Below are 24,264 nucleotides of genomic sequence, written 5' to 3' on the forward strand. Positions count from 1 at the left end.
TAAAGAAGATTTACTGAAGTTTATTGCTCAAATGTTGCTTGCGGCAGCTTATTATGAATAAATTTAGATTTTTAAAAGATAGAATGGAGAAAATAGCATGATTAACCACAATAAAATTAAACAACTTTTAGAATATGTAGATCGTGCAGAGGATAATGAAATTGAGTTAGAGTATGAATTTGAACCAATGACGATAGAATTATTTAATAGTGAAGAAATAGAAGAAGGACAACTTGGTTATAGTTTTGATGATAAAGGGCAAAGCTTAACCGGGAATGAAGAAGGAGATTGGAAAGAAGGATGGATTGTAATTGGGCTAGATTCATATCTTGGAGATCCAATTTTTGTAGATAGTAACGATGAGAATTGTCCAGTTTATACAGCTATGCAAGGTGAGGGAGATTGGGAGCCGGAATGCATAGTGGAATGTATAGAAGATGTTATTGAAAAAGTTAAGGGCAGTGTGAAATAGTAAAAAATTAGTAGGGTGTTTCAAAATGATTTTGGGACATCCTTTTTTGTAAAGGTACAAAACATTTAATATAGTGTATTAAATGTATCATTCATAAGTATTTTAATATATGTAATAGTAAAATGGAATAAGAAACGGGTAATTGTCGGAATATATTCGATTTCCGTTCATTTTTATGAAATATATGTACTTTTTGTTAGATTCCTTATTTTTATTTCTATACAATACAATTATATAGAAATAAGAAAAGGATGATGTACGTGAAGGACACTGTTTTACAAGAAACAAATTCTCCCCAAGAATTACATAAAGTTGTTCAAAAAAATACAGCTTATTATGACTTTAAATGGGGAAAAGTAGAAAATCCGGCACAAGGGAATACATGGAATTGGGTAGCCTTTTTCTTCCCAACTTTTTGGTTAGCTTATCGTAAAATGTATAAATTATTTATTATATTTGCGTTATTGGCGGTACCTAGTATAGTTGTAACTCCTTTTATCGATATTCCAGATGGGATTTATTTAACATTTAGTCTAGTTCTTCAATTAGGAATGATGATATTTACTGGATGGCAAGGAAACCGTTTATATTATAAGCATGCTGTTCGTGTGTTACATAAGGGAGAAGATATGCCTGATCATAAGAAGGCGTATTTCATACAATCAAAGGGTGGCGCTAGTGTTGCTGGTATGATTGGTTTACAAGTTATAGTGGGGATAGTGTTTGGTGGAGCTATGCTCGGGTTTTCATTTTTACCAACTGAGCCAAATATTAAAAACGTTGTTCGTTCAAGTGGTGAAGGCTTTACTTTAGAGGTTATGACTGATAATCCAACTTGGAAGTTTGTGAAGAAAGAAAAAGATTATGACTTAGTAGAGTTTACTGGTTATGACTATACAGAGAAGAAAAAAGTAAAAATTAAATTTGCTGTTTATTTCAGTGAAGATTATTTTGAGTGGCAAGAAGTATATGAAAATAATAAGAAGTTAAGTGAAGAAGAATTGGAAGAATATCAAATTTACATTGAAGAAAATAGTTTGGGGTTCTAGTTGTAACTCTTTAATTTTGAAAAGAAGAATCTTGTGAAGGTTCTTCTTTTTTATTGGGAACGCCATACTAATTGAAATTTTGTAAAATACAATAAAAAATGAGAATTTGAGGTAGGCTTGTCAATAACGTGAGACTATGGCAGTATAAAGAAATGCTATACAAATTTTATTTATCGAGATGTAAAAATTACATTTAATTTTTACGTATAAATAATGAACGGAGGAAATGAATTTATGGCTACTTTACCAAATTGTCCAAAATGTAATTCAGAATATACGTATGAGGATGGCGTTCTTTTCGTATGTCCAGAATGTGCTCATGAGTGGGGGCAAGAAGCAGAAGCTGAAAATAATGATGGCGCAAAAGTTGTAAAAGATGCAAACGGAAACGTTCTTCAAGATGGCGATGCTGTTACTGTAATTAAAGATTTAAAAGTAAAAGGAACGTCTTCAGTTGTGAAGATTGGTACGAAAGTAAAGAGTATTCGTCTAGTTGATGGCGATCACGATATTGATTGCAAAATCGACGGTTTCGGAGCTATGAAGTTAAAATCACAGTTCGTTAAGAAGGCGTAAGGAAAAGAGGAGGCAGAATTACATTGCCTCCTCTTTTTTGTCGGTAAGTTAATATAATTTCATTCACCGAGGACCATTTATGCTGGTCCATTCCTAAAGTTATGACCGCACTTCAATTTCTTTTAACTGACACCGCTTATTAAAGAATGTTTTATATCCAAGCTGTAAGAAGATAATGACAGCAAAAGCAGTACTTCCTGAAATACCGAGTATGATGGCGATTTGATATTGAATGGCTGTGAACGGTGATACGCCGGATAATATTTGACCAGTCATCATGCCTGGGAGGCTTATAATTCCCATTCCGACCATAGAATTAATTGTTGGTAAAATAGCAGAGTCAAAAGCGTCTCGAATGAGCGGAGCAGTTGCTTCTTTCGGTGTTGCGCCGAGCATAAGTGCACCTTCAATTTGACCTCTTTGTGATTTCATGTTGTTTAAGAACGTATTTGCACCGAGAGAAACACCAGTCATGGCGTTACCGACTAACATACCTGTAATCGGAACGATATATTGCGGTGCATACCAAGGGTCGTGTCCAATAATAACAAAGATAAATAGTAGCAATGGCCCGATTGATCCAGCAACCATGGAAAGGGCGGCTACTCGTTTTAATTCTTTAGACATAGGGATGTTCACTCGTTTATAAATATTAAAAATTGCAAAGGTAGTAATAGAAGTAATGAGAGCAATTGTATAAAATGTATTACTATTTTCAAATACGTATGTAAGGATATATGCAACAAGTACGAGCTGAATCGTCATACGGAATGTTGCGAGCGCGATTTGCTTTTCGCGAGGAATCCCTTTTAGTTTCACAAGCCCGATTAAAATAAGAATGAAAATATATGCAGCGGCAAGTTGCCAAATTTGGAGTTCAATAACGCCCTTCAACTGAGAGCACTTCCTTTCTAGTCGCACCGTTTGTTTTACTAATCTCGATAATATCGTCTGCAATTTCTTCTGGAAGTTGTTGAGAGTGCGTGATGAAGATAACTGTTTTTTTCTTCTCTCTTGCCAGTCTAGTGAATTGCTTCATCACGCGACGTTCTGTATCACTATCTAATGCCGAAGTTGGTTCATCTAATAAATAGACAGGCGGATCCATAAGTACGATGCGTGCAAAAGCAAGTCGTTGTTTTTCTCCGCCTGATAATGAACCGGCGTTGTCTTCTAAATTTTTTTCTAAGCTAACAGTCGTTAATGCGTTTCGCAAAATATCATCATTTGGAAATAGTTTTTCAGAAAGACGAAGTCCCATTAATAGATTGTCTTTAATGGTTCCATCGAAAATAGGTGGAGTTTGCCCAAGCATGACTACGTCACGGCGTAATTGAATAGGTGGATAATCAGAAATTAGTTTTCCGTTATATTCGATTGTACCTGATGTTGGAGATTGTAGATCATTTAACATGCGGAGCAATGTGCTTTTTCCGCTCCCGCTCTCACCGATAATACAAGTGATTTTTTCTTTTTGAATCTGTAAATAAGGAATGCTTAGTATATCTTTATATGTAACGTCTTTTAATATAAACATAGATGGCTCCTTTCTGATTCTAGTTATCCCGCTATTCACCGGGCAGTAAGACCCCCACCTCAAAATTCAGCGAAAGCAAAGAAGTTAGGTGGGGGGCGGGCTGCCCGTAAAAGCCCGATTGGTGAAGGCTAATAATAAGTGAGGGATGAACAAAACCCCCACTGATTAAAGTTTCACTTTATATCGTATCAAAAAAGAGAGGGAAATAGAAAAATAAGGTTATAAAGAGCAACGTTTTTTCTTCGTTTTGCGCTCTATTAACAAGTTAAGTAAACGATCGAATTCTTGGCTGAAAGAAATCACTTTATTATGAGTGAATCCGTACATTTCAACGAGATAGATCAATTCTTTCTTTTCGCTTCTATTCGACCGTTTAGTTTCGTCAAGTTCATAAGTGAAATGGAATGCCTCCTATAAAAGTATTTATCATATAAAAAAATAAGACCGAATGAATTCGGTCTTAAAGGAAATAATAAAACAACTTATAAATAGCATACACTATTCATCAATGGTTCTTAATATAAAAAATAGAAAATTTTGTGAATAAATATTAAGAAAAAATATTTTTTAACTGATGCAAAGAGGCTACCTACATAGTAGACAGCCTTTAAAGTATTAACCGTTATGATATTTGTACATCCAGAGGATACCGGATTTTAATAATCTTGGTACACGTCCCATTAATGGTTGGTTTGCCAGTAAACCGAATCCGTGCTTTTTGCCAAGAGAACCGAGAACACCTTTTAATTTAATAACTGGTAGTTCATCAGGAAGAGGCTCATTATTCCAACGTTTTAATAATATTTGGACAATTTGTTCTCCTTGACCTTCAGCAAGCTGTGCAGATGGAGCGTGTGGAAGAGCAGCGCAATCTCCTACAACGTAAACGTGCTCGTTGTTTGGAATATTGTGATATTTCGTTAAAACAACCCGTCCGCTACCATCTTGTTCAACTGGAAGATTCCGAACAACTGCATTTGCCTGAATACCAGCTGTCCACACAATTGCATCACATTCAAGTGGTTCATCGTGGTTGTACACAATATTGGGTTCCACTTTTGTAATGTTGGAGTTTCGTATAATAGTAACTTTATGCTTTACGAACCATTCTTCTACGTATCTACTTAATTTCTCTGGATATGGGAATAAAATTCTATCTTTTCTATCAAATAAATAAATTTTTAAATCAGAACGACTTTCGCGAAGTTCACTTGCTACTTCAACGCCACTTAAGCCAGCACCGACGACAGCTACCGTTGCGTTAGGTTCTAAACTATTTAATTGTTCATATGTCTTACGTGTTTGTTCAATTGATTGTAGACTGTGCGTATATTCCTTTGCCCCAGGAACGTTATGATATTTATCTTCACAACCAAGTCCGATAATTAAATCATCATATTGGATTGCTTCACCGCCATCGAGATGAACAGCCTTTTCTTCAAGATCAATATTTGTCACTGTACCGTATTGAATATTGAGGCGTGGGTGCTCAGGAAACGGAATACGAATATGCGTCTCTGAAATTGTACCTGCTACTAATGCATAATATTCAGTTTTGAAACAATGATACGGTACTTTGTCGATTAATGTCACTTGTACATCATCTGGAAGTTGGTTGCTTGGAAGTAGCCGTTGTAGAATTCTCATTCCACCGTAGCCGCCACCTAGTATTACGAGGTGTTTCATGATGGATTACCCCTTTTCTGTTGAAATATCCCCTAATCATAAAATTTTATATTAATAAAATATTTTGACTTTACTCAATCAAATTATATCGAATTTGTGAACAAATAACAATGCATGAATGAATACTCTGTTGTACAATAAGAAGAAAAGTGAAGTAAACTGTTTTCCTTTGCTAGTTATTATTTCATTGCGGGAGCCGAAAAGCGGTGTCCTGAATATATTTATATAGAGAAAAATATTTGCTTTGGAGTGAAACAGTGAAGGAATTGAATAGTTTAGCAAGTGTAACGAAAACAATAAGAAACAGCTTAGTTTTCTTCTTATAGATGAAGTCAGAAGGTAATTTGTTTTGTAGTACAGGGGGGAGAATTTTGATTAAACCATTAATTGAATTTTGTGTAGGTAACCTTGCAAGTGGTTCACAAGCAGCTTTAGAGAAATTAGAAAAAGATCCGAATTTAGATGTAATGGAATATGGTTGTTTAGGATATTGTGGCATTTGCTTTGAAGGACCATTTGCTCTTGTGAATGGTGAAGTCGTACAAGGGTCGACAGTAGAAGAACTTGTCAATAATGTATATGAGTATTTGGATGAAAATCCAATGTTTTAAGGTGTTGCGAATGGGCAGCGCCTTTTTCTTTCTCCTTTAGATAAAATGTTATTTCGGAGGGTAGGATAATACTGAATATAAATAAAAAAAGGCCCTTTTATAAGGGCTTTTTTTCTCACACAATTTGTGCAAGAATGGCTCATCGCCAAACGTTGTCAAATATGAGAAACGGGGGACATTCATATTGTGTTCTAAAAGCATGCATTTTATACTTAACATAACAAATTATTTTTGGAGTGAATACAAATGAGCCAATTTTCTTTTACAAAAATGCATGGTCTTGGCAATAGTTATATATATGTAAATATGTTTGAAGAACAAATTCCGGAAGAAGATTTAGCTCTTGTGGCGGAAAAGGTTTCAAATATTAATACTGGTATTGGGGCGGACGGGATGATTTTAATTTGTCCTTCTGACGTAGCTCCTGTGAAGATGCGTATGTTTAATAATGATGGATCAGAAGGAAAGAGCTGTGGTAATGGTTTGCGCTGCGTAGCGAAATATGCGTATGAGCATAAACTAGTAGAGGAAACAGTTTTCACAATTGAAACGTTAGCCGGGATTGTAACGGCAGAAGTAACGGTAGAAGATGGTGTAGTAAGATTAGCAAAAATTGATATGGGCGCACCACGATTAACACGCGAAGAGATACCGATGCTTGGTGAAGGTGAAACACCATTTATTCGTGAAAATTTCTTATACAATAATCATCGTTATGCATTTACAGCTGTTTCAATGGGGAATCCGCATGCGGTTATTTTTGTTGATGATGTAGAACAAGCACCCCTTACAACACTTGGTCCGGTCCTTGAGACACATGAAATGTTCCCAGAGCGAGTAAATGTTGAATTCATCGAAATTTTGAATGGTGATGAGATGAACTTCCGAGTTTGGGAGCGTGGATCTGGTGTAACGCAAGCTTGCGGGACAGGAGCATGTGCAGCTGTCGTTGCGGCAATTCTAAATGGAAAAATGGAACGTGGTAAAGAAATTACAGTCCATTTAGCTGGCGGCGATTTAATGATCGCATGGACAGAAGAAGGAAATGTGTTAATGAAAGGACCTGCGGAAGTAATTTGCCGCGGAGTGTATGAGTACAAGATAGAAGCGTAAAGATGTATAATAGAATGAGAACAGAAAGGATGGTGTATTTCATGATTGAAGTAACAGAACAAGCAGCTTTTCAAATTAAAGATATGTTAAAAGAGGCTGAAGATGGAGAGAAGTACGTGCGCCTTGCTGTACATGGCGGCGGATGTAGTGGTCTTTCTTACGGCTTAGGATTTGAAGTAGAACCAAAAGAAGACGACACAGTTCTTGAGTTTTTCGGTGTTGAATTTGTTATCGATAAAGAAAGTGCTCCAATTGTTAAAGGAGTAAAAGTTGACTATAAACAATCTATGCTTGGCGGCGGATTCACAATCGACAATCCGAACGCAATCGCATCATGCGGATGTGGCTCATCTTTCCGTACAGCATCGAATGCTGGTAAGCCAGAAGAGTGCTAAGGTTTTAGCCGAAATAGAAAAAGACCTTTTTAGCGATGGAATAAAATCGTTAAGGAGGTCTTTTCTTTTGCCGTAAAAGCCCAATTGGTGAGGGCTGATTAAAATTTTACTTTATCTTTGCATAGATGCAAGTATCAACTAGTTGTTTGCCGTCAGCTGAGAAATCTTCATTACGTAATATCCCTTCAAGTTCAAAGCCCAGTTTTTCAGGGATCGCACGACTTTTCGTGTTATTAGATTCACATCGTATTTCAATCCTTCTAAATTTGAATAACTGAAATCCAAGGTTTGTTAACGCACTTACCGTTTCTGTTATATATCCACTGCCACTAAATTGGGTGTTAACCCAGTATCCAATTTCACATTTAGAAACTTTCCAATTAATTCCGTGAAGGCTAGCAGTTCCAATAAAATCATTCGTCTCTTTATGATAGATAAGATAGCGAAAGCTTTCTCTTTTCAAAAAATCTATATGCGCATTTCTCAGGAGAATTTCCGTTTCTTCAACCGTAGGAATTGACTGGAATAAAGACAACCATTGCTTTAATTCACGAATTGAATCTTTAATAGCTTCATGTACTACATTCCCTTCACCAGCTTGAAGTGGTGCTCGAAGAATGAGTCTGTCTGTTTCTATTTGTAACGGAACATCTAATAAAATAGGGTTCATATCATTTCTCCTCTCGAAAACTTTAAACTAGGACATAATGAAACTTATGTAATAAAAAACTTTCCCAAAAAAGAAATAGTTTTTGAGGGCGAGGATTACAATTTCGTGGTACTTTATTGTAATAAACAAATTGAAAAATATCCTATTGCACTAACAGGAGATCCCGTCACAGCATCAATATAAGTTATTATAGAACCGTGCGATGCTCCTAGTCTTTCTTCATTAAGAATTTGATATACAGCAATACAGTAAAATTGATTTCCCATAAAGGGAAATCCTAAAAATTAGTAAACAATAAATATATATTCAATTCATCACTTAGAAACCCTTTTTCACATATTGAAAACAAAACTAACAGTTGGTACAAAAAATGGCTACCGAAGCAGCCTTAGGTTGTTCAACTAATGCATGTGTTAAGGAGATCACGTGATCAAATTTGTAACAAGTGTCGCGGAAGATGATTAGCGATTATGTTCGGACTAGCTGCATCGGTTATTACTGATAGATAGATTTATACAAAAGAAGATGCATGAAGGTGAAGGCTATATTAAATTATATAGAACTGAATAGTTCCATGTTAGCTGATTACTGGATATTAAAAAACACCGGGGGAATTTTATAATGAAGTCATTTAAGAAGGTATTTGTATTAGGGATGGCGTTGGCTACAGTATCGATTTTGGGAGCTTGTTCTAACGATACAGACGTGTTAACAAAAGTAGGAGCAAAGCAACAAGCGAAGTCGGAAGCGGAAGTACTAAAAGAACAACAGGAAACGCCTATGACTACGAGCAAACGTGACAGCATTAAATATGAGGATGCTCCATCATCACAGAAGCGTTATATTTCTAGTAACGAAGCCAAAAAGATTAAGGAAGGCATGACATATACGGATATCCTTAACGAGCTTGACTATGGTGGTGAGAGCCTAAAACATTATAATAACAATGAAAAACGCGTATTTTATACTGAAAAGGATACGGATGGTACATATGAAATTATGGTTGAATTAAATACATATGGCTACGTTGTGAATATTGAACGTACTGAGACAAGGGATACGGACAAAGAGAATCAGTTATCTACGAAACGTAGTGAAGAGCCTGTGAAGGAATATGAAGAAAAAAACGACCGTGTACCGTGGTATAAAGATGTAAATAACGATGCAGCGACAGTAGGTTATAATGACTATTTGAAAATCAAAAAAGGTATACCTGCAAATCAGGTAAAAGCTACGATTGGACAGCCATATATCATTGAGAAATATAAATCGTATTCAGTATACATCTATACTGGTTATAATGGCGAAGGAACATTACGAGTAATCTTCGAACCGAATGGAACTGTTACACAGGTAGTAGAAGATGGATTACAACGATAGTAATAAGCGGTATAAGGAAATTACGTGATAAGATTCGTGACAAGTGGAAAAATTGGCGTTAATAGATTGTCATGACTAGGTTAGATGAGTGCCAATAACGTTTTCAATGAAAAAACACTGATTACAGTTTTAGTTTATTATCTTACAAAAGTGTAATATTCATGTCATGTTTTTGAATTTCTTCTTTAAGCCCCGGGCTTTAAGATAAGAGTATAAGAAAAAACACATGAGGTGAAGGAAATGAAGAGATACATTGCACTTTTTAGTATTTTAGTTGTCTTTGCAAGTTTGTTAGTTGGTTGTGATATTAACCGTATGGGGAAAGATGAGTATTACGTTCAAATTACGACTGATGGAATTGAGAAGAATGAAAAAGCTGATGGCGGTCAGCCATTAAAATTATTTGAGTATAAGTTACCTGCATTTGATAAAGAAGGTAAAGAAAAAGAGTTAGAATTTACAGCTGTGAAAAATCTTCGTAAAGAAGCGTTCTTGCGTGTATTCCACTCAGATAAAAAAGGTGTAACAGCTTGGGAAGAAGTGAAGAAAGACGAGCTTCCAGCGAAAGTGAAAGAAAAATTAGGCGTGAAATAAGACAGATAGAAAAGGAATTGACGAACAGGGTCAATTCCTTTTTTCGTTCTCAAAATCCTCTTCTGAAATGACTGTAAAGCCATGTCTTTTAAATAAAGCAGTTGTTACCCCGTAACCAGTTTGTTTATTACCGTTAAATTCTCCAGTGTAAATTGTAGAACTACCACAAGATGGGCTGCGTTCCTTTAAAATAATATACTCTGGATGTAAATCTTTAATTTGTTCTAATGCTTTATAAGCACCCTTTACGAAGGCTTCTGTGACATCCTTTCCGTCTTTTGTCATCACTTTCGCTTTTCCATCCAAAACGTCATCGCCATTCCCACCAATAATTTCAGCTGAGGGACGAGGCGTTGGTAGCCCTCCTAATACTTCAGGACAAATGAGGACTGTGTCTTCTTGTTGCAGAAGCTCCTCTATTTTTGAAACGAGATTGTCATTCCCGTCATACCGACAAGCGATACCACCTAAACAAGCGCTAATTACGATCATATTTTCATCTCCAATAAAAAAATATTAACTATCACGCCAATTTCTCTTCCTGCCTCTTACTTATAAATGAGGTGATAGAAATGGGAAGCTTATATAATTTAATGAAACCATACAGTGAATTTCGAAGTAAAGAAGAGTTTAATACATATCAAAGACAAGTTTTGAAGTGCTACCGATTTCAATTGAATAAAACGGATTCTACCATTATTCATTTTTTAGGAAAGTATGCGGTGAATGAGAAACAAAAAACAGTAGGGGTTGCTTGTCCGTTAATGGAGATGATTGCGACGAATGTTGGAAAGAGTATTCGTACAGTGCGAGATTTATTTTTAGAGATAGGATTAGAGTGGGGAGCAGCGTTAAGGAGAAGTAAGGGGATATCGCTATTTGATCCGTTTAAAAAAGAGCCATGCGTATAATACATGACTCTAAGTAGCTAATCAAACTTTCTTACAACTGGAACACGAATCGCGACAAATAGTACGAAGACGATAACCGCGATTGCGCCGCTTTTCATAACCGTTACGATTGGAATTCCTATTGCAAGTGCAATGGATGTGAATGCATAAGAGAGCGGGATAAAGCCCATTGATGATAGCATGAGTAAACTCATTACGCGTCCCATCATTTCTTCTTTTACTGTCGATTGAATCATTGCCATAAGCGGAACAATCGCCATTGCGATTGTAATACCGTAAAACATGCCGGCTAATAAGGCTTGCCAAAGTACGGTGCTAAAGTTGATGGATAGGAAGAATATACCAGACAGTAGCATCATGATAATGCAAAATAGGCCACGCCTGCGGTTAATATTTTTTAAACCGACAATGACAGCTCCTATCGCCATCCCGCCTCCAACAGCAGCTTCTAAGTAACTAAACTGGAGTGAATCACCGTGCAGCACATTTTTGACGAAGAGCGGGAAACCAACTTGCATCGGACCGATTAAAAATAAATTTAAAAAGGCACTACAAATAAGGAAAGTTGAAAGAAATGGTGATTCTTTTACATATAAAATTCCCTCTTTAATAGAAGTAAACATGCTTTTATCTGTTTCATTTTTTTCGGGCAGTGTAAATTGTATTTTTTGAACGAGTATGGCCGCGATGATAAGTAGCAGGATTGTAATTGAAAAAATCGTTTCATAATTAGTAAATTTAATAAGAATCCCGCCAAGCATAGGGCCTAGAATGACCGAAGCTTGATTTGTCATTTGAGTAAGTGAATTTGCTTGCGTTAAACGGCTTTTTTCTACAAGTTCAGGCAGAATAGATCCATCTGCTGACCAGAAGAAAGCGTCAGCAAGTCCAAAGAATAAAGCGAATAAAGCAAATGTATATAGTGTTACATCACCGACGATGAACCATGTGAGAATGGTTGCGACAAGTATAGCGCGAATAATATTGGAGTAAAACATAATGTTTTTTTTCGGGAATTTATCAGCTACAGCGCCGCCGACAATCATAAAAATAAGCCTTGGAACACTAAGGGCTACGAAAACAACACCGAGTGAAGCTTCAAGATTTAATGTTTTGGCTATGTACCACGTTTGTGAAAAGGTAAAAAAGGCTAAAGCAAAACTTGAAAAAAGGGTAGCTGCCCAAAGAAAAAGGAAATTCGCATTTTTTAATAGCGGTTTCGCATTTGCTTCTAAAGCAGATTTATTTTGTTGTAGTTCCTCCATATTGCTTCCTTTCTATGTGACAAATTTAAACTAAAAAACCTGTTAACAATCGTTTTATACAGTTTCTAATATTTCTATACTGCACTTTCTCATTGTAGACAATAATGTTGGATTTGCACAGTGGCTATTTAACGACAAAAAAAGATGCCGAAGGGCATCTTTTTTTAGGCTAGCGCAATATAAATATCCAATTGTACGTTATTTGGATCTACGGCTCTTTCGTCGTAAAGCTCAAAGTCGGTTGTAAAAGCACGCTTATTTTCTTTCGACCATTGCCAAATATATTCCCAAGCTTCGCAAACGACTTCGGAAACTGGCCCCTTTCTCGTTGTAAATACCGCGTATGTAGCGGCAGGTATTGTTAAAGATGTCATATTTTCAGGAACGTTTTCTAATGAAGAAACGGGCATACCGATTGTAAATTGATATGTACCAGTTTCATCTGATTCGTAGTTTGAATAGAAAGCGAATGTTTCTTTAGTTTGTTGATTTGGGATGTGATGCATCATTTGTTCTTGGAAGTATTGATTCCAAAGCCTTGGGATTCTTCCTTCAGTAGATGCCTCTTTTTCATTTGTTGTCGTAGTCGAAACGCCAATTGCTTGGAAAGCTTCTTTCTTTACGATAATCGGTTCTTTCATTTTACAATCCCCTCCATTAAACGAAACGTATGTTCTTATTTATTGTAACATATTTTGGAAAGAGATAGTATCTTTTCTTAAAGAAGATGGCTGTGAAAAAGAGAGGTAATTTGATAGAACTCCTTATAACAAAAGAACTCCTTTCATGTAAAAGGAGTTCTTTTCATTTCTATATTAAAACATACTTGAGCTATGCATCGGTTGAAGTTTTGCATTTGGATCGAAGTAAGCTTTTGCATTGTTTACTGCTGTTGGTGCTTCACCAAAGCCGCAAGCAATGAGTTTTACTTTTCCTTCATATGTACAAATGTCACCAGCAGCATAAATGCCAGGAATATTCGTTTCCATTTTTGAATTCACGAGAATGCTGTTCTTTTGAATATCTAAGCCCCAGTTTTTAATTGGACCAAGAGAAGACACAAAGCCGTAGTTTACGATTACGTCATCAACATCGATAATAACTTTTTCTTCAGTTTTTACGTGCTGAAGAACGACTTGTTCAATGTTGTCATCACCAATGAGTTCAACTGGAACGTATGGTGTGCTTACTTCTGCGCGAGAATTCATTAAGTTTTCGACGCTATGTTCGTGGGCACGGAATTTATCACGACGATGAACGATTGTAACTTTGTCAGCGATTGGTTCTAACATCATTGTCCAGTCCACCGCTGAATCGCCGCCGCCAAATACTACGACGCGCTTGCCAGCAAATTTATTCATATCATCAACGAAATAATGTAAGTTTTTCTTTTCGTATTTTGCTGTACCTTCTAATTCTAAGCGGCGTGGTTGGAAAGCACCATTGCCAGCAGTAATAATAACTGATTTAGAATAGTGAGTTTGTTTATTCGTAACAAGTTTAAATATACCGTCAGCTTGTTTTTCAAGCGTATCAACAGCTTCTTCTAAGCAAACGGTTGGATCGAATTTCTTCATTTGCTCTTTTAAGTTATCAACCAACTCTTGTGCACGTACTTTCGGGAATCCAGCTACATCATAAATGTATTTTTCAGGGTAGAGTGCGGATAATTGGCCTCCAAGTTGAGGTAAGCTTTCAATGATTTTTACACTTGCTTGTCTCATACCGCCATAAAATGCTGTGAATAGTCCGGTTGGGCCACCACCAATAATTGTTATGTCGTAAACTTTTTGATTTTCTGTCACTTTCCTTCCCCCTATATATGGAATTTTAATATTGATTTCATATATTGTTCATATGTACACGAAAATCCTGCAAATGATGACACTTTCAAATAAATGATAGCATATTTGCGTTCATAATACTTCTGAAAACGACTGAATTGTGTGTAAGTTTTTGCATAGATGCTTTTTAAATTATATAAAATATAGAGAAAGGAAAATACATGAAAAAAAGGCTGAAAAACCCTTGAAAACGCTATGTTATTTTAAAATATTGATAATTCCCCAGGTGCTTGAATTCTGGTATGAAACCGACTAATATAGGGAAGTATTATGTTAAATTTCTATGACAAAATTCGTACGATTTTTTGACTGCGTTTTGTTACGATATAGAATGTGATAAATTCCACATTCTTGACAAATAGAGTTTTTAGTACTTGGTATTATTTTTCATTACTATTATATAAAGAAAAGGGTTGTGATTTGGTGAAGACTCCAAAAATCGTAGTTTTAGGTGCAGGTTATGGCGGGATGATTACGACTGTTCGTCTGCAAAAAGCATTATCTGTAAATGAAGCTGAAATTACGTTAGTAAACAACAACAGCTATCACTACCAAGCGACTTGGTTACACGAGAGCGCAGCTGGTACATTACAAGATGAAAAAATCTGTCTAGATATTCAAGACGTTATCGATACAAATAAAGTGAACTTTGTACAAGATACAGTAGTAGAAATTAAAGCGGCTGAAAAACGTATTATCTTACAAGATGGCGAATTAGAATATGATTACTTAGTAATCGGTCTTGGTTTCGAATCAGAAACGTTCGGTATTACTGGATTAAAAGAGCATGCATTCTCTATTGCTAACATTAATGCAACTCGTCAAATTCGTGAGCACATGGAAGCTAAATTCGCTCAATATGCAACTGAACAACGCGATGAGTTAGTTACAATCGTTGTTGGTGGTGCTGGATTTACTGGTATCGAGTATGTAGGTGAGCTTGCAAACCGTGTTCCTGAACTTTGCAAAGAGTACAATGTACCACGTGAAAAAGCACGTATTATCTGTGTAGAAGCTGCTCCAACAGCGCTTCCTGGTTTTGATCCAGCATTAGTAGAATACGCTGTAAAACAACTTGAGAAAAAAGGCGTAGAATTCCGCATCGGTACGGCAATTAAAGAAGCAACTGAAGAAGGTATTATCGTTGCAAACGGTGATGATACTGAATTACTTAAGTCTGAAACAGTAGTTTGGGCTGCAGGTGTTCGTGGTAACGGTATTGTAGAAGAGTCTGGCTTTGAAGCAATGCGCGGCCGCGTTAAAGTTGATGAGTACATGCACGCTCCAGGATACGAAGATGTATTCATGGTTGGTGACGCAGCGTTAATCATTAATGAAGAAATTAACCGTCCATACCCACCAACAGCACAAATTGCAATTCAACAAGGTTACAACATTGCACACAACTTAACTGTGTTAGTTCGTGGCAAAGGCGAAATGAAAACATTCGCATTCGACAATAAAGGATCTGTATGTTCATTAGGTCATGACGATGCAATGGGCGTTGTTATGGGCAAAAAGTTAACAGGTTGGAAAGCTTCCTTCATGAAGAAAGTCATCGATAACCGTTACCTATTCTTACTAGGTGGACCTTTATTAGTTCTTAAAAAAGGTAAATTAAAGTTCTTTTAATATATAGTAGAAAAAGCAGAAACGGCTAAGGAGCTGTTTCTGCTTTTTTCGTATAGTACACGTTTTCCATATTGCATTCGAAAGGAAAGGTAACAGCGTATTTAAAAATATAGTATAATATATAGAAAAGAAAGAATATTCTGTTGGTTTTGACGGAGGTGGTTACAGCATGGGAAAGCGTGGGAAAGTATGGTTAGCTGTTAGTGGCTTAGTAGCTACAAAAGATGGCAGGTGGCTATTCGTTAAGAAAAAATACAGTGGATTAAAGGGGAAATGGTCTTTACCGGCTGGTTTTGTAAATGAAGGTGAGACGGTTGATGAAGCTGTGAAACGTGAAGTGCTAGAAGAGACAGGCATTGTCGCTCATGTGAAGGGGATTATTGGTATTCGATCGGGTGTTATTCGTAATGAGATTAGTGATAATATGATTATTTTCCATTTAGAGCCTGAAGGGGAAAATATTATTGTACAGGAGAAGGAATTGTCTGAAGTAGCGTTCTTACATCCAGAGAATATTGCGGATGATCCAAATACGTCTGTACTTATTAAATATTTGTTAGAAGGAAGATCAGAACTACATCTTGAAATGAACAACACATTAAATCCAGGAGAGCAATTCGGTTATACTGCCTATCATGTATTTACGGCGCATGGGAAGGAGAGGGAGAAAGAGTGAGTATACCGGTACTACTTATTTCAATGATGCTATTCTTTATTTTGTTTTTTGGAATTGGATTTTTACTCAACATGATTTTGCGAGCTACGTGGGTAATGGTTATTGTTTATCCGATTGTTTGTATGCTCATTATTAATAAAGCGAGTTTGTGGGATTACTTTTCAAAGCCAAAAGAAACATTTTCTTCATTTGGGACAAGTGTAACGCATTTAGGACAAGCAGATGTGTTTATTCTATCTACTGGATTAGTAGGTGCTGCTTTAGCGGGAGTCGTAATTAAAAAACTTCGGAAAAGTGGATATCAAATGTTTTAATCTCCAATTCGTTTGGAGATTATTTTTTTGCATATTCCTTCATCGTATAGGGAATGATTAACGATGAAGGAGTGTGGAATATAAAAATGTTAAAACGATATTGTATTCGCATTATGATGACTTGTTTACTTGCACTCGCATTATGCGTAACATGGAAGGCTTTCACTGGAGTTTCTTTAGTGGAGATTTTAAAATCATATGAAGAAACGGGTGCAAAAGAAGTACATGCAGCAGAAATTGAGAGAAAAGTTGTTCCGAGTAAAGAAGTGATAAATGCTTTAGAGCAGGCAAATGACTGGTCTAAATATCGTATGATTGAAATGACAGCAACTGGTTATACGTCGGGGATTGAATCAACAGGTAAGAGGCCGGGGCATCCGGAGTATGGTATTACATATTCAGGTGTTAAAGCGAAAAGGGATTTATATTCCACAATTGCTGCGGACTTGCGCGTATTCCCGCTTGGGACAATTCTATTCGTGCCAGGTTACGGATATGGTGTTGTAGCTGATAAGGGCGGCGCGATCAAAGGAAACCGTCTTGATCTATATTATGATACGGTGAAAGATGTTTATAGCCAATGGGGTAAGAAAAAAGTAAATGTGTACGTGATAAAAGTGGGAAATGGTAAGTTTTCAGAAGAAGAGTTAACGATGTTAAATCAAGACGAAACGATGCAAGTGTTTCGGGGGCAATATTTAAAACAAAAATAGTCTAGTGGTAATCACGCTAGGCTTTTTTTCTTGTCTAATTTTATCGTGGTAGAAATTATAGAAATATACTCGGACTGTATAAGGGATAATAAAAGTTAGAATTGTCGCATTTTATCGAAAATAAAGTTATAATAGAGATAGAGAAATTTAGGGGGTCTGAACATGTTTCAAGTACAAAAAGAATTAGCAGGTCATGAAGCGGTAATTGTTGCTTTATTTGAAGAAGAGAAAACGAGTAGTTTTGTACAAGAACTGGACAAAGCGTTTGAAGGACAATTACAAGCTTTATTAGAAGAAAAGGAACTTTCTACGAAGAAAAAAGCCATTTCAAAAGTACATAGCTTAGGAAAAACAAATGTGAAGCGTTATTACTTTGTTGGTTTAGGTAAGAAAGAGTCTTACACGACAGAAACGTTACGTGCGGCTCTTGGTAAGGCATTTAAAACATTACAAGCAGCAAAAGTACAAGATGCAGCAATCTTACTTGATTCTTTCGTGACAGAGAAATTAGACGCGATTGATGTAGCTCATATTGCGGCAGAAGTACAAGGTCTTGGTACATATGAATTACAAACGTATAAAACAGATAAAAAGGATCGTGTAGAGTTAGAGAAGTTTACGGCTATTACAACGGAAGATGCACAAGAAATTGAAGCAGCATTAACAGTTGGTTACGTACATGGACGTGCAACAAATTCAGCTCGTACACTAGTAAATATGCCGCCAAACGTATTAACAGCGACGAAGCTTGCTGAGTATGCTGTTGAATTAGCGGAAAAATACGATATGGACTATAAAGTTCTTGAGAAAGAAGAGATGGAAGAGCTTGGTATGGGTGCGTTACTTGCAGTAAACCAAGGTAGTGTAGAGCCACCAAAAATGATCGCTCTTATTTATAAAGGAAAAGAAGAGTGGACAGATGTAATTGGATTTGTTGGGAAAGGGATTACATACGATACAGGTGGTTATTCTTTAAAACCACGTGAAGGTATGGTCGGCATGAAAGGTGATATGGGCGGTGCTGCTGCTGTTTTAGGTGCGATGGAAATCATCGGCGAACTTCGCCCAGAACAAAATGTGATCGCTGTTATTCCTTCAACTGATAACGTTGTAAGTGGTACAGCATTTAAGCCAGACGATGTGATTACATCTATGAGCGGAAAAACAATTGAAGTTTTAAATACAGATGCAGAAGGTCGCTTAGCGTTAGCTGACGGTATTACGTATGCGAAAAAACTTGGTGCAAACTACCTTATTGATGTTGCAACATTAACAGGTGGTGTAATTGTTGCACTTGGAAATCATACGACAGGCGCAATGACAAACAATGAAGAGTTGTTTGAGCAAGTACTAGAGGCTTCTATGGAAACAGATGAGCCAATTTGGCAATTGCCGATTTTTGATCGCGATAAAGAACGTGTGAGAAACAGTAAGTTTGCTGATTTAAATAACTCACCAGGCCGTGAAGGACATGCAGTGATGGCTGGTACATTCCTAGGTGAATTTGCAGAAGATACACCTTGGGTACACTTAGATATCGCTGGAACATCTGAAACAACAGGAGCGCATGATTTAGGACCATCTGGCGCAACAGGTGCAATGGTACGTACACTTGCAACACTTGTTGAACGTTTTGGAGAAGAGTAATTTTTTGAAGAAAAGGTTGTCTCAAATTTTTGGGACAGCCTTTTCTTATTGATACGGTACGTCTATTACTAGTTTTTTCGGTAAGTCGATATAACTTCATTTACTATTGTACTGTTCAAAAAGGTGTTACATAGTGAAAGTTCGTCCTATAAAGAAATCGTATATAAGGTCCCATTTAAAGCAAATGAAGTGCGACCTGTTTCCTCAGAGACAACTAATATAAGTGCATCGCTTTGTTCTGATAAGCCAATTGCAGCTCTGTGACGTGTTCCTAGCTCAGAGTCAACTTCTGTACTTTTCGTTAATGGAAGAATATTAGCTGCTGAGACAATATGATTATTTTTCACGAGAACGGCTCCGTCATGAAGAGGGTTACCTGGATAAAAAATGGATTCGAGCAGTGGTGCGGTTAAATGAGCGTTTAATGTTGTTCCGGTTTGAATGAAAGGATGAAGTGTCTCGTTTCGTTCCACAACAATAAGAGCACCATGTTTTCGGGCGCTTAAATGTTGAACAGCTGTTGTGATAAAATGTGAGCTTTCTGTATAAGGTGATAAATACGCCTGAATATAGTATGTAGCTGCCAATGTTTGTACATTTGCTAGCATATGATGAATATCTTCCATTTTGCATAAAATACATTCATCTTCTTTATCGATCGCTTGCCTCATAAGGGATAATTCTTTTTCAGCATTTTCAATCATTTGCTTTGTTTGTATTTTGAGCTCTTCTGACAAGCCCCATTCTTGCATAATCCTCATTCCCTTTGGTGGAGTATTTAATCATAGTGTATACAAATATTCCTAGTAAAATCCTGCTAGATTTTATAAAATATTGAGATACAGGTTGTTTTTTTCATATAATAAAGGTATGACAAGTGGGAGGAGATAGAGATATGAATTGGAAACAAGAATTTAGTCGCTGGCTTTCATATGCAGAATTAGATGCAGAATTAAAAGAGCAGCTAGAAAACATGAAGCAAGATGAGAAGAAAATTGAGGATAGCTTTTATAAAAATTTAGAGTTCGGTACAGGTGGTATGCGCGGTGAACTTGGTGCTGGTACGAATCGTTTAAATGTATATACAGTTCGTAAAGCGACACAAGGATTAGCGAGGTTTATCGAAAAATTAGGTGAGGAAGCGAAGAAGCGTGGTGTTGTTGTTGCGTATGATTCTCGTCATAAATCACCTGAATTTGCAATGGAAGTAGCTGCAACACTTGGTGCCCACGGTATCACAACATATGTGTTTGAAAGCTTACGCCCAACGCCAGTGCTTTCTTTCGCAGTTCGTTATTTACATACAGTAAGTGGAATCGTTCTTACGGCAAGCCATAATCCGCCTGAATATAACGGGTATAAAGTATACGGTGAAGATGGTGGACAATTGCCTCCAAAAGAAGCGGATGAGTTAATTAGCTACGTAAATGCAGTGGAAGATGAGTTAACAGTTGAAGTAGCTGACGTGGAGCAATTAAAAGCTGACGGTTTATTACATATTATTGGACAAGAAGTAGATGATGCATATGCAGCAGAATTGAACAATGTCATTATTAATAAAGAAATGGTGCAAAAGGTTGGTAAGGACTTAAAGATCGTCTTTACACCATTACACGGAACATCAAATATTTCTGTACGCCGTGGTTTAGAAGAAGTTGGATTTACAGATGTAACGGTTGTAAAAGAGCAAGAGTTACCAGATCCAAACTTCTCTACAGTGAAATCACCGAACCCAGAAGAGCACGCAGCGTTTGAGTATGCAATTCGTGACGGTGAAAAAATTGGCGCAGATGTGTTAATCGCAACTGATCCGGACGCAGACCGTCTAGGAGTAGCGGTTCGCAATCACGATGGTGAGTTCCAAGTGTTAACTGGTAACCAAACAGGTGCATTAATGCTTGATTACTTACTATCTCAAAAGAAAGAGAACGGAACGCTTCCAGAGAACGGTGTTGTATTAAAAACAATCGTAACGTCTGAAATTGGCCGTACAATCGCAAAAGCGTACGGTTTAGATACAGTTGATACGTTAACTGGATTTAAATTTATTGGCGAGAAAATTAAGCAGTATGAAGAAAGCGGACAATATGAATTCCAATTCGGTTATGAGGAAAGCTATGGTTATTTAATTCGTCCATTCTGCCGTGATAAAGATGCGGTACAATCTGTGCTATTTGCATGTGAAGTAGCTGCATACTACAAATCACAAGGTAAAACGTTATACGATGGTTTATTAGAAGTATTTGAGAAGTACGGTTTCTTCCGTGAAGATCTTGTATCGTTAACGTTAAAAGGGAAAGATGGAGCGGAACAAATCCAAGAGATGATGGCGACATTCCGTGAGAATCCACCGAAAGAAGTAGCAGGCTTAACGGTTGTAGCGGTTGAAGATTATAAAGCAAGCATCGTTACATCTTTACAAGATGGACATAAAGAAGAGATTCACTTACCGAAATCAAATGTGTTAAAATATCAATTAGAGGATGGTTCTTGGTTCTGCTTACGTCCATCTGGAACAGAACCGAAGATCAAGTTCTACTTTGGTGTAAAAGATAATTCTTTACAAAATAGTGAACAAAAATTACTTACTATTAAAGAAGATATAATGAATCGTTTATAATATAAAGTAATTTTAAGTAGTAGGGAACAAAAGGGAGCGAAATCTCCCTTTTGTTCTATGTAAGGAAATGATCGTTATTGATTCTGACAGAGAGAGGGTATTTTGTGATGAAAAGAGTAAGAAAAGCGATAATCCCAGCAGCTGGATTAGGAACACGTTTTTTACCGGCAACAAAAGCAATGCCAAAAGAAATGTTACCGATAGTAGACAAACCAACTATTCAATACATCGTAGAAGAAGCAGTAAAATCAGGAATTGAAGATATTATTATCGTTACTGGTAAAGGAAAGCGCTCTATTGAAGATCATTTTGATAATGCATTTGAGCTAGAGCAAAACTTATTAGAAAAGAAAAAGTATGAGTTACTTGAAAAAGTACAAGCTTCTTCAAAAATGGTAGATATTCATTATATCCGTCAAAAAGAACCAAAAGGGCTAGGACACGCTGTTTGGTGTGCACGTAAATTCATCGGTGATGAGCCATTTGCTGTTTTATTAGGCGATGATATCGTTCAAGCTGAAAAACCATGCTTACGTCAATTAATCGAAGAATATGATAAGACACTTTCTTCTGTTATTGGTGTACAAACTGTTCCAGAGACAGAAACACACCGCTACGGAATTATTGATCCATTAGAGCAGGAAGGACGCCGTTACCAAGTTCGTAATTTCGTTGAGAAACCAGCACAAGGTACAGCACCTTCAAACTTAGCAATTATGGGACGTTACATCTTAACTCCTGAAATCTTCATGTTCTTAGAACAGCAACATGTCGGTGCTGGCGGTGAAATTCAGTTAACAGATGCAATCCAAAACTTAAATGAAATTCAACGTGTATTTGCTTACGATTTCGAAGGAAAACGCTACGACGTAGGTGAAAAGTTAGGATTCGTTCAAACGACAATCGAAATGGCCCTGCAACACCCGGAATTACGTGGTGACATGGTTACAATGATGAAGAGAATTTTAGAAGAACAAACGAATCAAGAGTCTTAATATAGTGAAATAATCCCCTTTTTGATGAGCAGTAGAGAAACAAATGTACTGTTTAATCTAAGGGGATTTATATTGTCGAAATACAAAAAAGAGTTATCTCAGTATACTAAGATAACTCTTTTTATTATGAAATCGTCGAATGAGAATGCTGATAAGCAGAACGACGTACAGCATAGTATATGCGAGGTGCGATAATAGCACCGATAATTGTAAATATAATATCTTTTACTGCAAACCACATCATAACCATCCAAGCAGCTTTATAGCTCATATTACCGCCCATGAAGAAATTGACCGCCCCGTACATGTAAGTAGTACCGATAATATAAGTTAAAATGATTCCTGTGAAAGAAGCGATAGCAAATGTACTGAATGTTGGTCTTTCTTTTTGTTCTACTAACTTTCCTGATACGTAAGCAACGATGATGAATGCGATAATAAAGCCACCAGTAGGATCTAAAAGTGCCCCGAATCCAGCTTTGAAGTTAGCGAAGATTGGTGCGCCTGCTACTCCAACGAGCATATATACAGTCATTGATAATGCACCAAGTCTACTTCCAAGAAGAAGTCCTGCTAAAATCGCGAAAAATGGTTGCATAGATAAAGGGACGCCCGCTACTTGCAGGAATGGTGCCCAAGAAACAATATTTGCACCGATGGCCATAAGAGCAACGAACATGGCAGCTAATGCTAAATCTAAAACGTGAAATCTTCTCATATTGTTAACCTCCAGTTGTTTTGAGTTAACAATATCGTAGCTAAAATATTTACTTGTTGTCAATCAAAATATTTTGATAAGAGGGCTTTAAATACTCCCTTAGCAATGTATAGGGAATACGAAATTGCGGAATTCCACTTGAATAAGGAGCAATCTCATATAAAGGGAAATAAATCACTAGGTTGTCCGGTTCTAAAAAGAAATGGAATTTTTTAGCGCTCATTACCTTTTCAGTTGCATCAGGAAAATAAATCCTTTCATTTTGTTTAATTTGTCTTACGATCTCTGCACGAATTATTTCTTTATACTTATCTTCTTGTTGAAATAAATCGTCTAAGTGTAGTAACTTCTTTTCATTTAAGTCAAATGTGTTTGCCTTCCACGTATAAAGACCGTGTGCTCCGCCTGTATATTGATAGTAATTCACATATAGGCTGAGAAAAGGTGGTTTGTTTAAAGGGACTTTATAGTCAACATTTGCCACGTACGGATGAAATGGTGTGCTAGATCCTTTTGTCTCGGTATAATATTTTTTAGCGTCTTTTTCTAACTTGTTTTTAAACTTGTCAGTAGATTTTTTGTAATAGAGATTGAGCTTATCTTGAAATTTAGAATCGGAAAAGTTGTGAAAAGAAGGTCTGTTAATTTGATATTCTATATAAGGTTTCTTACCTTTTTGTGTTACAGTCTGAACATCGATTGTCAGGTTAGATGCTTTGGCTACTATTGCACAATTTGGTACAATAGTCAGCAAGGAGAACATAAGCAGTACGATACAAAATTTCTGTTTCATTTAGGTGAAACCTCCTTATATAAGTGTTATAGGTAGTTTGAAAATAATTAGGT

Annotated in this window: 26 protein-coding genes and 2 pseudogenes; 16 read left to right on the plus strand and 12 right to left on the minus strand. The window is 36.7% G+C overall.

Translation table 11 applies throughout. The annotated features are described in order from the left end of the window. The first annotated feature begins 97 nt into the window (after positions 1-97). The 3 genes from COI75_RS10025 (at position 98) to phnA (ending at position 2,097) form a co-directional block, all read left to right on the plus strand. Positions 98-472 carry a hypothetical protein gene (locus tag COI75_RS10025; protein ID WP_098380320.1) on the plus strand — a complete coding sequence of 125 codons (375 nt, stop codon included), beginning with the start codon at positions 98-100 and terminating at the stop codon, positions 470-472. A gap of 251 nt (positions 473-723) precedes the next feature. After that, positions 724-1,521: a DUF2628 domain-containing protein gene (locus tag COI75_RS10030; protein WP_141530697.1), complete on the plus strand. Its 798-nt coding sequence runs from the start codon at positions 724-726 to the stop codon at positions 1,519-1,521. A gap of 234 nt (positions 1,522-1,755) precedes the next feature. Further along, a complete protein-coding gene (gene phnA / locus COI75_RS10035; RefSeq protein ID WP_000212737.1) occupies positions 1,756-2,097 on the plus strand; it encodes an alkylphosphonate utilization operon protein PhnA in 342 nt (113 codons plus the stop codon). A 99-nt stretch (positions 2,098-2,196) separates the two neighbouring features. Here phnA and COI75_RS10040 read toward each other — a convergent pair whose 3' ends face one another. From COI75_RS10040 to COI75_RS10055, 4 genes and pseudogenes are all read right to left on the minus strand, one after another. Then, positions 2,197-2,991, minus strand: a complete 795-nt coding sequence (locus COI75_RS10040; RefSeq protein ID WP_098448345.1) for an ABC transporter permease — start codon at positions 2,989-2,991, stop codon at positions 2,197-2,199. After that, positions 2,975-3,634 carry an ABC transporter ATP-binding protein gene (locus COI75_RS10045; RefSeq protein ID WP_098448346.1) on the minus strand — a complete coding sequence of 220 codons (660 nt, stop codon included), beginning with the start codon at positions 3,632-3,634 and terminating at the stop codon, positions 2,975-2,977. The genes COI75_RS10040 and COI75_RS10045 overlap by 17 nt, the downstream gene beginning before the upstream one ends. Before the next feature lie 219 nt (positions 3,635-3,853). Beyond that, positions 3,854-4,026: pseudogene (locus COI75_RS10050) on the minus strand (Spo0E family sporulation regulatory protein-aspartic acid phosphatase). A 223-nt stretch (positions 4,027-4,249) separates the two neighbouring features. Then, entirely contained in the window at positions 4,250-5,320 is a 1,071-nt protein-coding gene (locus COI75_RS10055; RefSeq protein WP_000682072.1) for an NAD(P)/FAD-dependent oxidoreductase, read from the minus strand. 371 nt (positions 5,321-5,691) lie between these two features. On the opposite strand from COI75_RS10055, the gene COI75_RS10060 reads away from it, so the two are divergent. From COI75_RS10060 to COI75_RS10070, 3 genes are all read left to right on the plus strand, one after another. Beyond that, positions 5,692-5,931 carry a YuzB family protein gene (locus tag COI75_RS10060; protein WP_000595027.1) on the plus strand — a complete coding sequence of 80 codons (240 nt, stop codon included), beginning with the start codon at positions 5,692-5,694 and terminating at the stop codon, positions 5,929-5,931. Between the two features lie 246 nt (positions 5,932-6,177). Beyond that, the gene (dapF, locus tag COI75_RS10065; protein WP_000077395.1) at positions 6,178-7,044 is read left to right on the plus strand and encodes a diaminopimelate epimerase; all 867 of its coding nucleotides are present in this window, start codon (positions 6,178-6,180) and stop codon (positions 7,042-7,044) included. A 41-nt stretch (positions 7,045-7,085) separates the two neighbouring features. Next, positions 7,086-7,439: a HesB/IscA family protein gene (locus tag COI75_RS10070; protein ID WP_000573831.1), complete on the plus strand. Its 354-nt coding sequence runs from the start codon at positions 7,086-7,088 to the stop codon at positions 7,437-7,439. Positions 7,440-7,545: 106 nt separating this feature from the next. Here COI75_RS10070 and COI75_RS10075 read toward each other — a convergent pair whose 3' ends face one another. Next, positions 7,546-8,109 carry a GNAT family N-acetyltransferase gene (locus tag COI75_RS10075; RefSeq protein ID WP_001068199.1) on the minus strand — a complete coding sequence of 188 codons (564 nt, stop codon included), beginning with the start codon at positions 8,107-8,109 and terminating at the stop codon, positions 7,546-7,548. A 621-nt stretch (positions 8,110-8,730) separates the two neighbouring features. Between COI75_RS10075 and COI75_RS10080 the strand changes: the two genes are divergently transcribed. Together COI75_RS10080 and COI75_RS10085 are read left to right on the plus strand one after the other, a co-directional pair. After that, positions 8,731-9,489, plus strand: coding sequence for a hypothetical protein (locus COI75_RS10080; RefSeq protein WP_000834572.1), 759 nt, complete (start codon positions 8,731-8,733; stop codon positions 9,487-9,489). Between the two features lie 240 nt (positions 9,490-9,729). After that, a complete protein-coding gene (locus COI75_RS10085) occupies positions 9,730-10,083 on the plus strand; it encodes a YxeA family protein (RefSeq protein ID WP_000833127.1) in 354 nt (117 codons plus the stop codon). Positions 10,084-10,113: 30 nt separating this feature from the next. Here the strand turns inward: COI75_RS10085 and COI75_RS10090 are convergent, their stop codons facing one another. Next, the gene (locus COI75_RS10090) at positions 10,114-10,575 is read right to left on the minus strand and encodes a DUF523 domain-containing protein (protein WP_000635503.1); all 462 of its coding nucleotides are present in this window, start codon (positions 10,573-10,575) and stop codon (positions 10,114-10,116) included. An 80-nt stretch (positions 10,576-10,655) separates the two neighbouring features. Here COI75_RS10090 and COI75_RS10095 point away from each other — a divergent pair. After that, positions 10,656-10,895 (plus strand): annotated as a pseudogene (locus COI75_RS10095) (helix-turn-helix domain-containing protein); the annotation flags it as partial. 116 nt (positions 10,896-11,011) lie between these two features. Here the strand turns inward: COI75_RS10095 and COI75_RS10100 are convergent. The 3 genes from COI75_RS10100 to COI75_RS10110 form a co-directional block, all read right to left on the minus strand. Continuing rightward, complete coding sequence (locus COI75_RS10100; RefSeq protein ID WP_000391910.1) at positions 11,012-12,259, minus strand: MFS transporter; 1,248 nt, start codon at positions 12,257-12,259, stop codon at positions 11,012-11,014. Positions 12,260-12,423: 164 nt separating this feature from the next. Continuing rightward, complete coding sequence (locus COI75_RS10105) at positions 12,424-12,900, minus strand: GyrI-like domain-containing protein (RefSeq protein ID WP_000662573.1); 477 nt, start codon at positions 12,898-12,900, stop codon at positions 12,424-12,426. Between the two features lie 174 nt (positions 12,901-13,074). Next, on the minus strand, positions 13,075-14,064 hold the full coding sequence (locus COI75_RS10110; RefSeq protein ID WP_000138492.1) for an NAD(P)/FAD-dependent oxidoreductase: 990 nt from the start codon (positions 14,062-14,064) through the stop codon (positions 13,075-13,077). A gap of 462 nt (positions 14,065-14,526) precedes the next feature. Between COI75_RS10110 and COI75_RS10115 the strand changes: the two genes are divergently transcribed. The 5 genes from COI75_RS10115 to pepA all read left to right on the plus strand — a co-directional run bounded on the left by COI75_RS10115 (position 14,527) and on the right by pepA (position 19,085). Next, a complete protein-coding gene (locus tag COI75_RS10115; protein WP_000856623.1) occupies positions 14,527-15,735 on the plus strand; it encodes an NAD(P)/FAD-dependent oxidoreductase in 1,209 nt (402 codons plus the stop codon). Positions 15,736-15,904: 169 nt separating this feature from the next. Then, positions 15,905-16,411 (plus strand): NUDIX hydrolase, encoded by a 507-nt coding sequence (locus COI75_RS10120; protein ID WP_000517992.1) that lies wholly within the window; start codon positions 15,905-15,907, stop codon positions 16,409-16,411. Further along, positions 16,408-16,725 (plus strand): YuiB family protein, encoded by a 318-nt coding sequence (locus tag COI75_RS10125; protein ID WP_000027010.1) that lies wholly within the window; start codon positions 16,408-16,410, stop codon positions 16,723-16,725. Before COI75_RS10120 ends, COI75_RS10125 begins: the two co-directional genes overlap by 4 nt. A gap of 86 nt (positions 16,726-16,811) precedes the next feature. Continuing rightward, the gene (locus COI75_RS10130; RefSeq protein ID WP_002095192.1) at positions 16,812-17,438 is read left to right on the plus strand and encodes a 3D domain-containing protein; all 627 of its coding nucleotides are present in this window, start codon (positions 16,812-16,814) and stop codon (positions 17,436-17,438) included. A gap of 162 nt (positions 17,439-17,600) precedes the next feature. Then, on the plus strand, positions 17,601-19,085 hold the full coding sequence (gene pepA, locus COI75_RS10135) for a cytosol aminopeptidase (protein ID WP_098448347.1): 1,485 nt from the start codon (positions 17,601-17,603) through the stop codon (positions 19,083-19,085). Positions 19,086-19,231: 146 nt separating this feature from the next. On the opposite strand, the gene cdaS is transcribed toward pepA, so the two are convergent. Beyond that, positions 19,232-19,837, minus strand: a complete 606-nt coding sequence (gene cdaS / locus COI75_RS10140; RefSeq protein WP_098448348.1) for a sporulation-specific diadenylate cyclase CdaS — start codon at positions 19,835-19,837, stop codon at positions 19,232-19,234. A 143-nt stretch (positions 19,838-19,980) separates the two neighbouring features. Here cdaS and COI75_RS10145 point away from each other — a divergent pair, with 143 nt between their 5' ends. Together COI75_RS10145 and galU are read left to right on the plus strand one after the other, a co-directional pair. Further along, positions 19,981-21,705 carry a phospho-sugar mutase gene (locus COI75_RS10145; RefSeq protein WP_001104193.1) on the plus strand — a complete coding sequence of 575 codons (1,725 nt, stop codon included), beginning with the start codon at positions 19,981-19,983 and terminating at the stop codon, positions 21,703-21,705. A 107-nt stretch (positions 21,706-21,812) separates the two neighbouring features. Next, positions 21,813-22,700 carry a UTP--glucose-1-phosphate uridylyltransferase GalU gene (galU, locus tag COI75_RS10150; RefSeq protein WP_000832651.1) on the plus strand — a complete coding sequence of 296 codons (888 nt, stop codon included), beginning with the start codon at positions 21,813-21,815 and terminating at the stop codon, positions 22,698-22,700. 124 nt (positions 22,701-22,824) lie between these two features. Here galU and COI75_RS10155 read toward each other — a convergent pair whose 3' ends face one another. Beyond that, the gene (locus COI75_RS10155; protein WP_098448349.1) at positions 22,825-23,418 is read right to left on the minus strand and encodes a biotin transporter BioY; all 594 of its coding nucleotides are present in this window, start codon (positions 23,416-23,418) and stop codon (positions 22,825-22,827) included. 49 nt (positions 23,419-23,467) lie between these two features. Continuing rightward, complete coding sequence (locus tag COI75_RS10160) at positions 23,468-24,211, minus strand: DUF3298 and DUF4163 domain-containing protein (protein WP_098381029.1); 744 nt, start codon at positions 24,209-24,211, stop codon at positions 23,468-23,470. Between the last annotated feature and the right edge of the window lie 53 nt (positions 24,212-24,264).

The sequence above is a fragment of the Bacillus cereus genome, assembly GCF_002564555.1.
Lineage (GTDB): Bacteria > Bacillota > Bacilli > Bacillales > Bacillaceae_G > Bacillus_A > Bacillus_A cereus_K.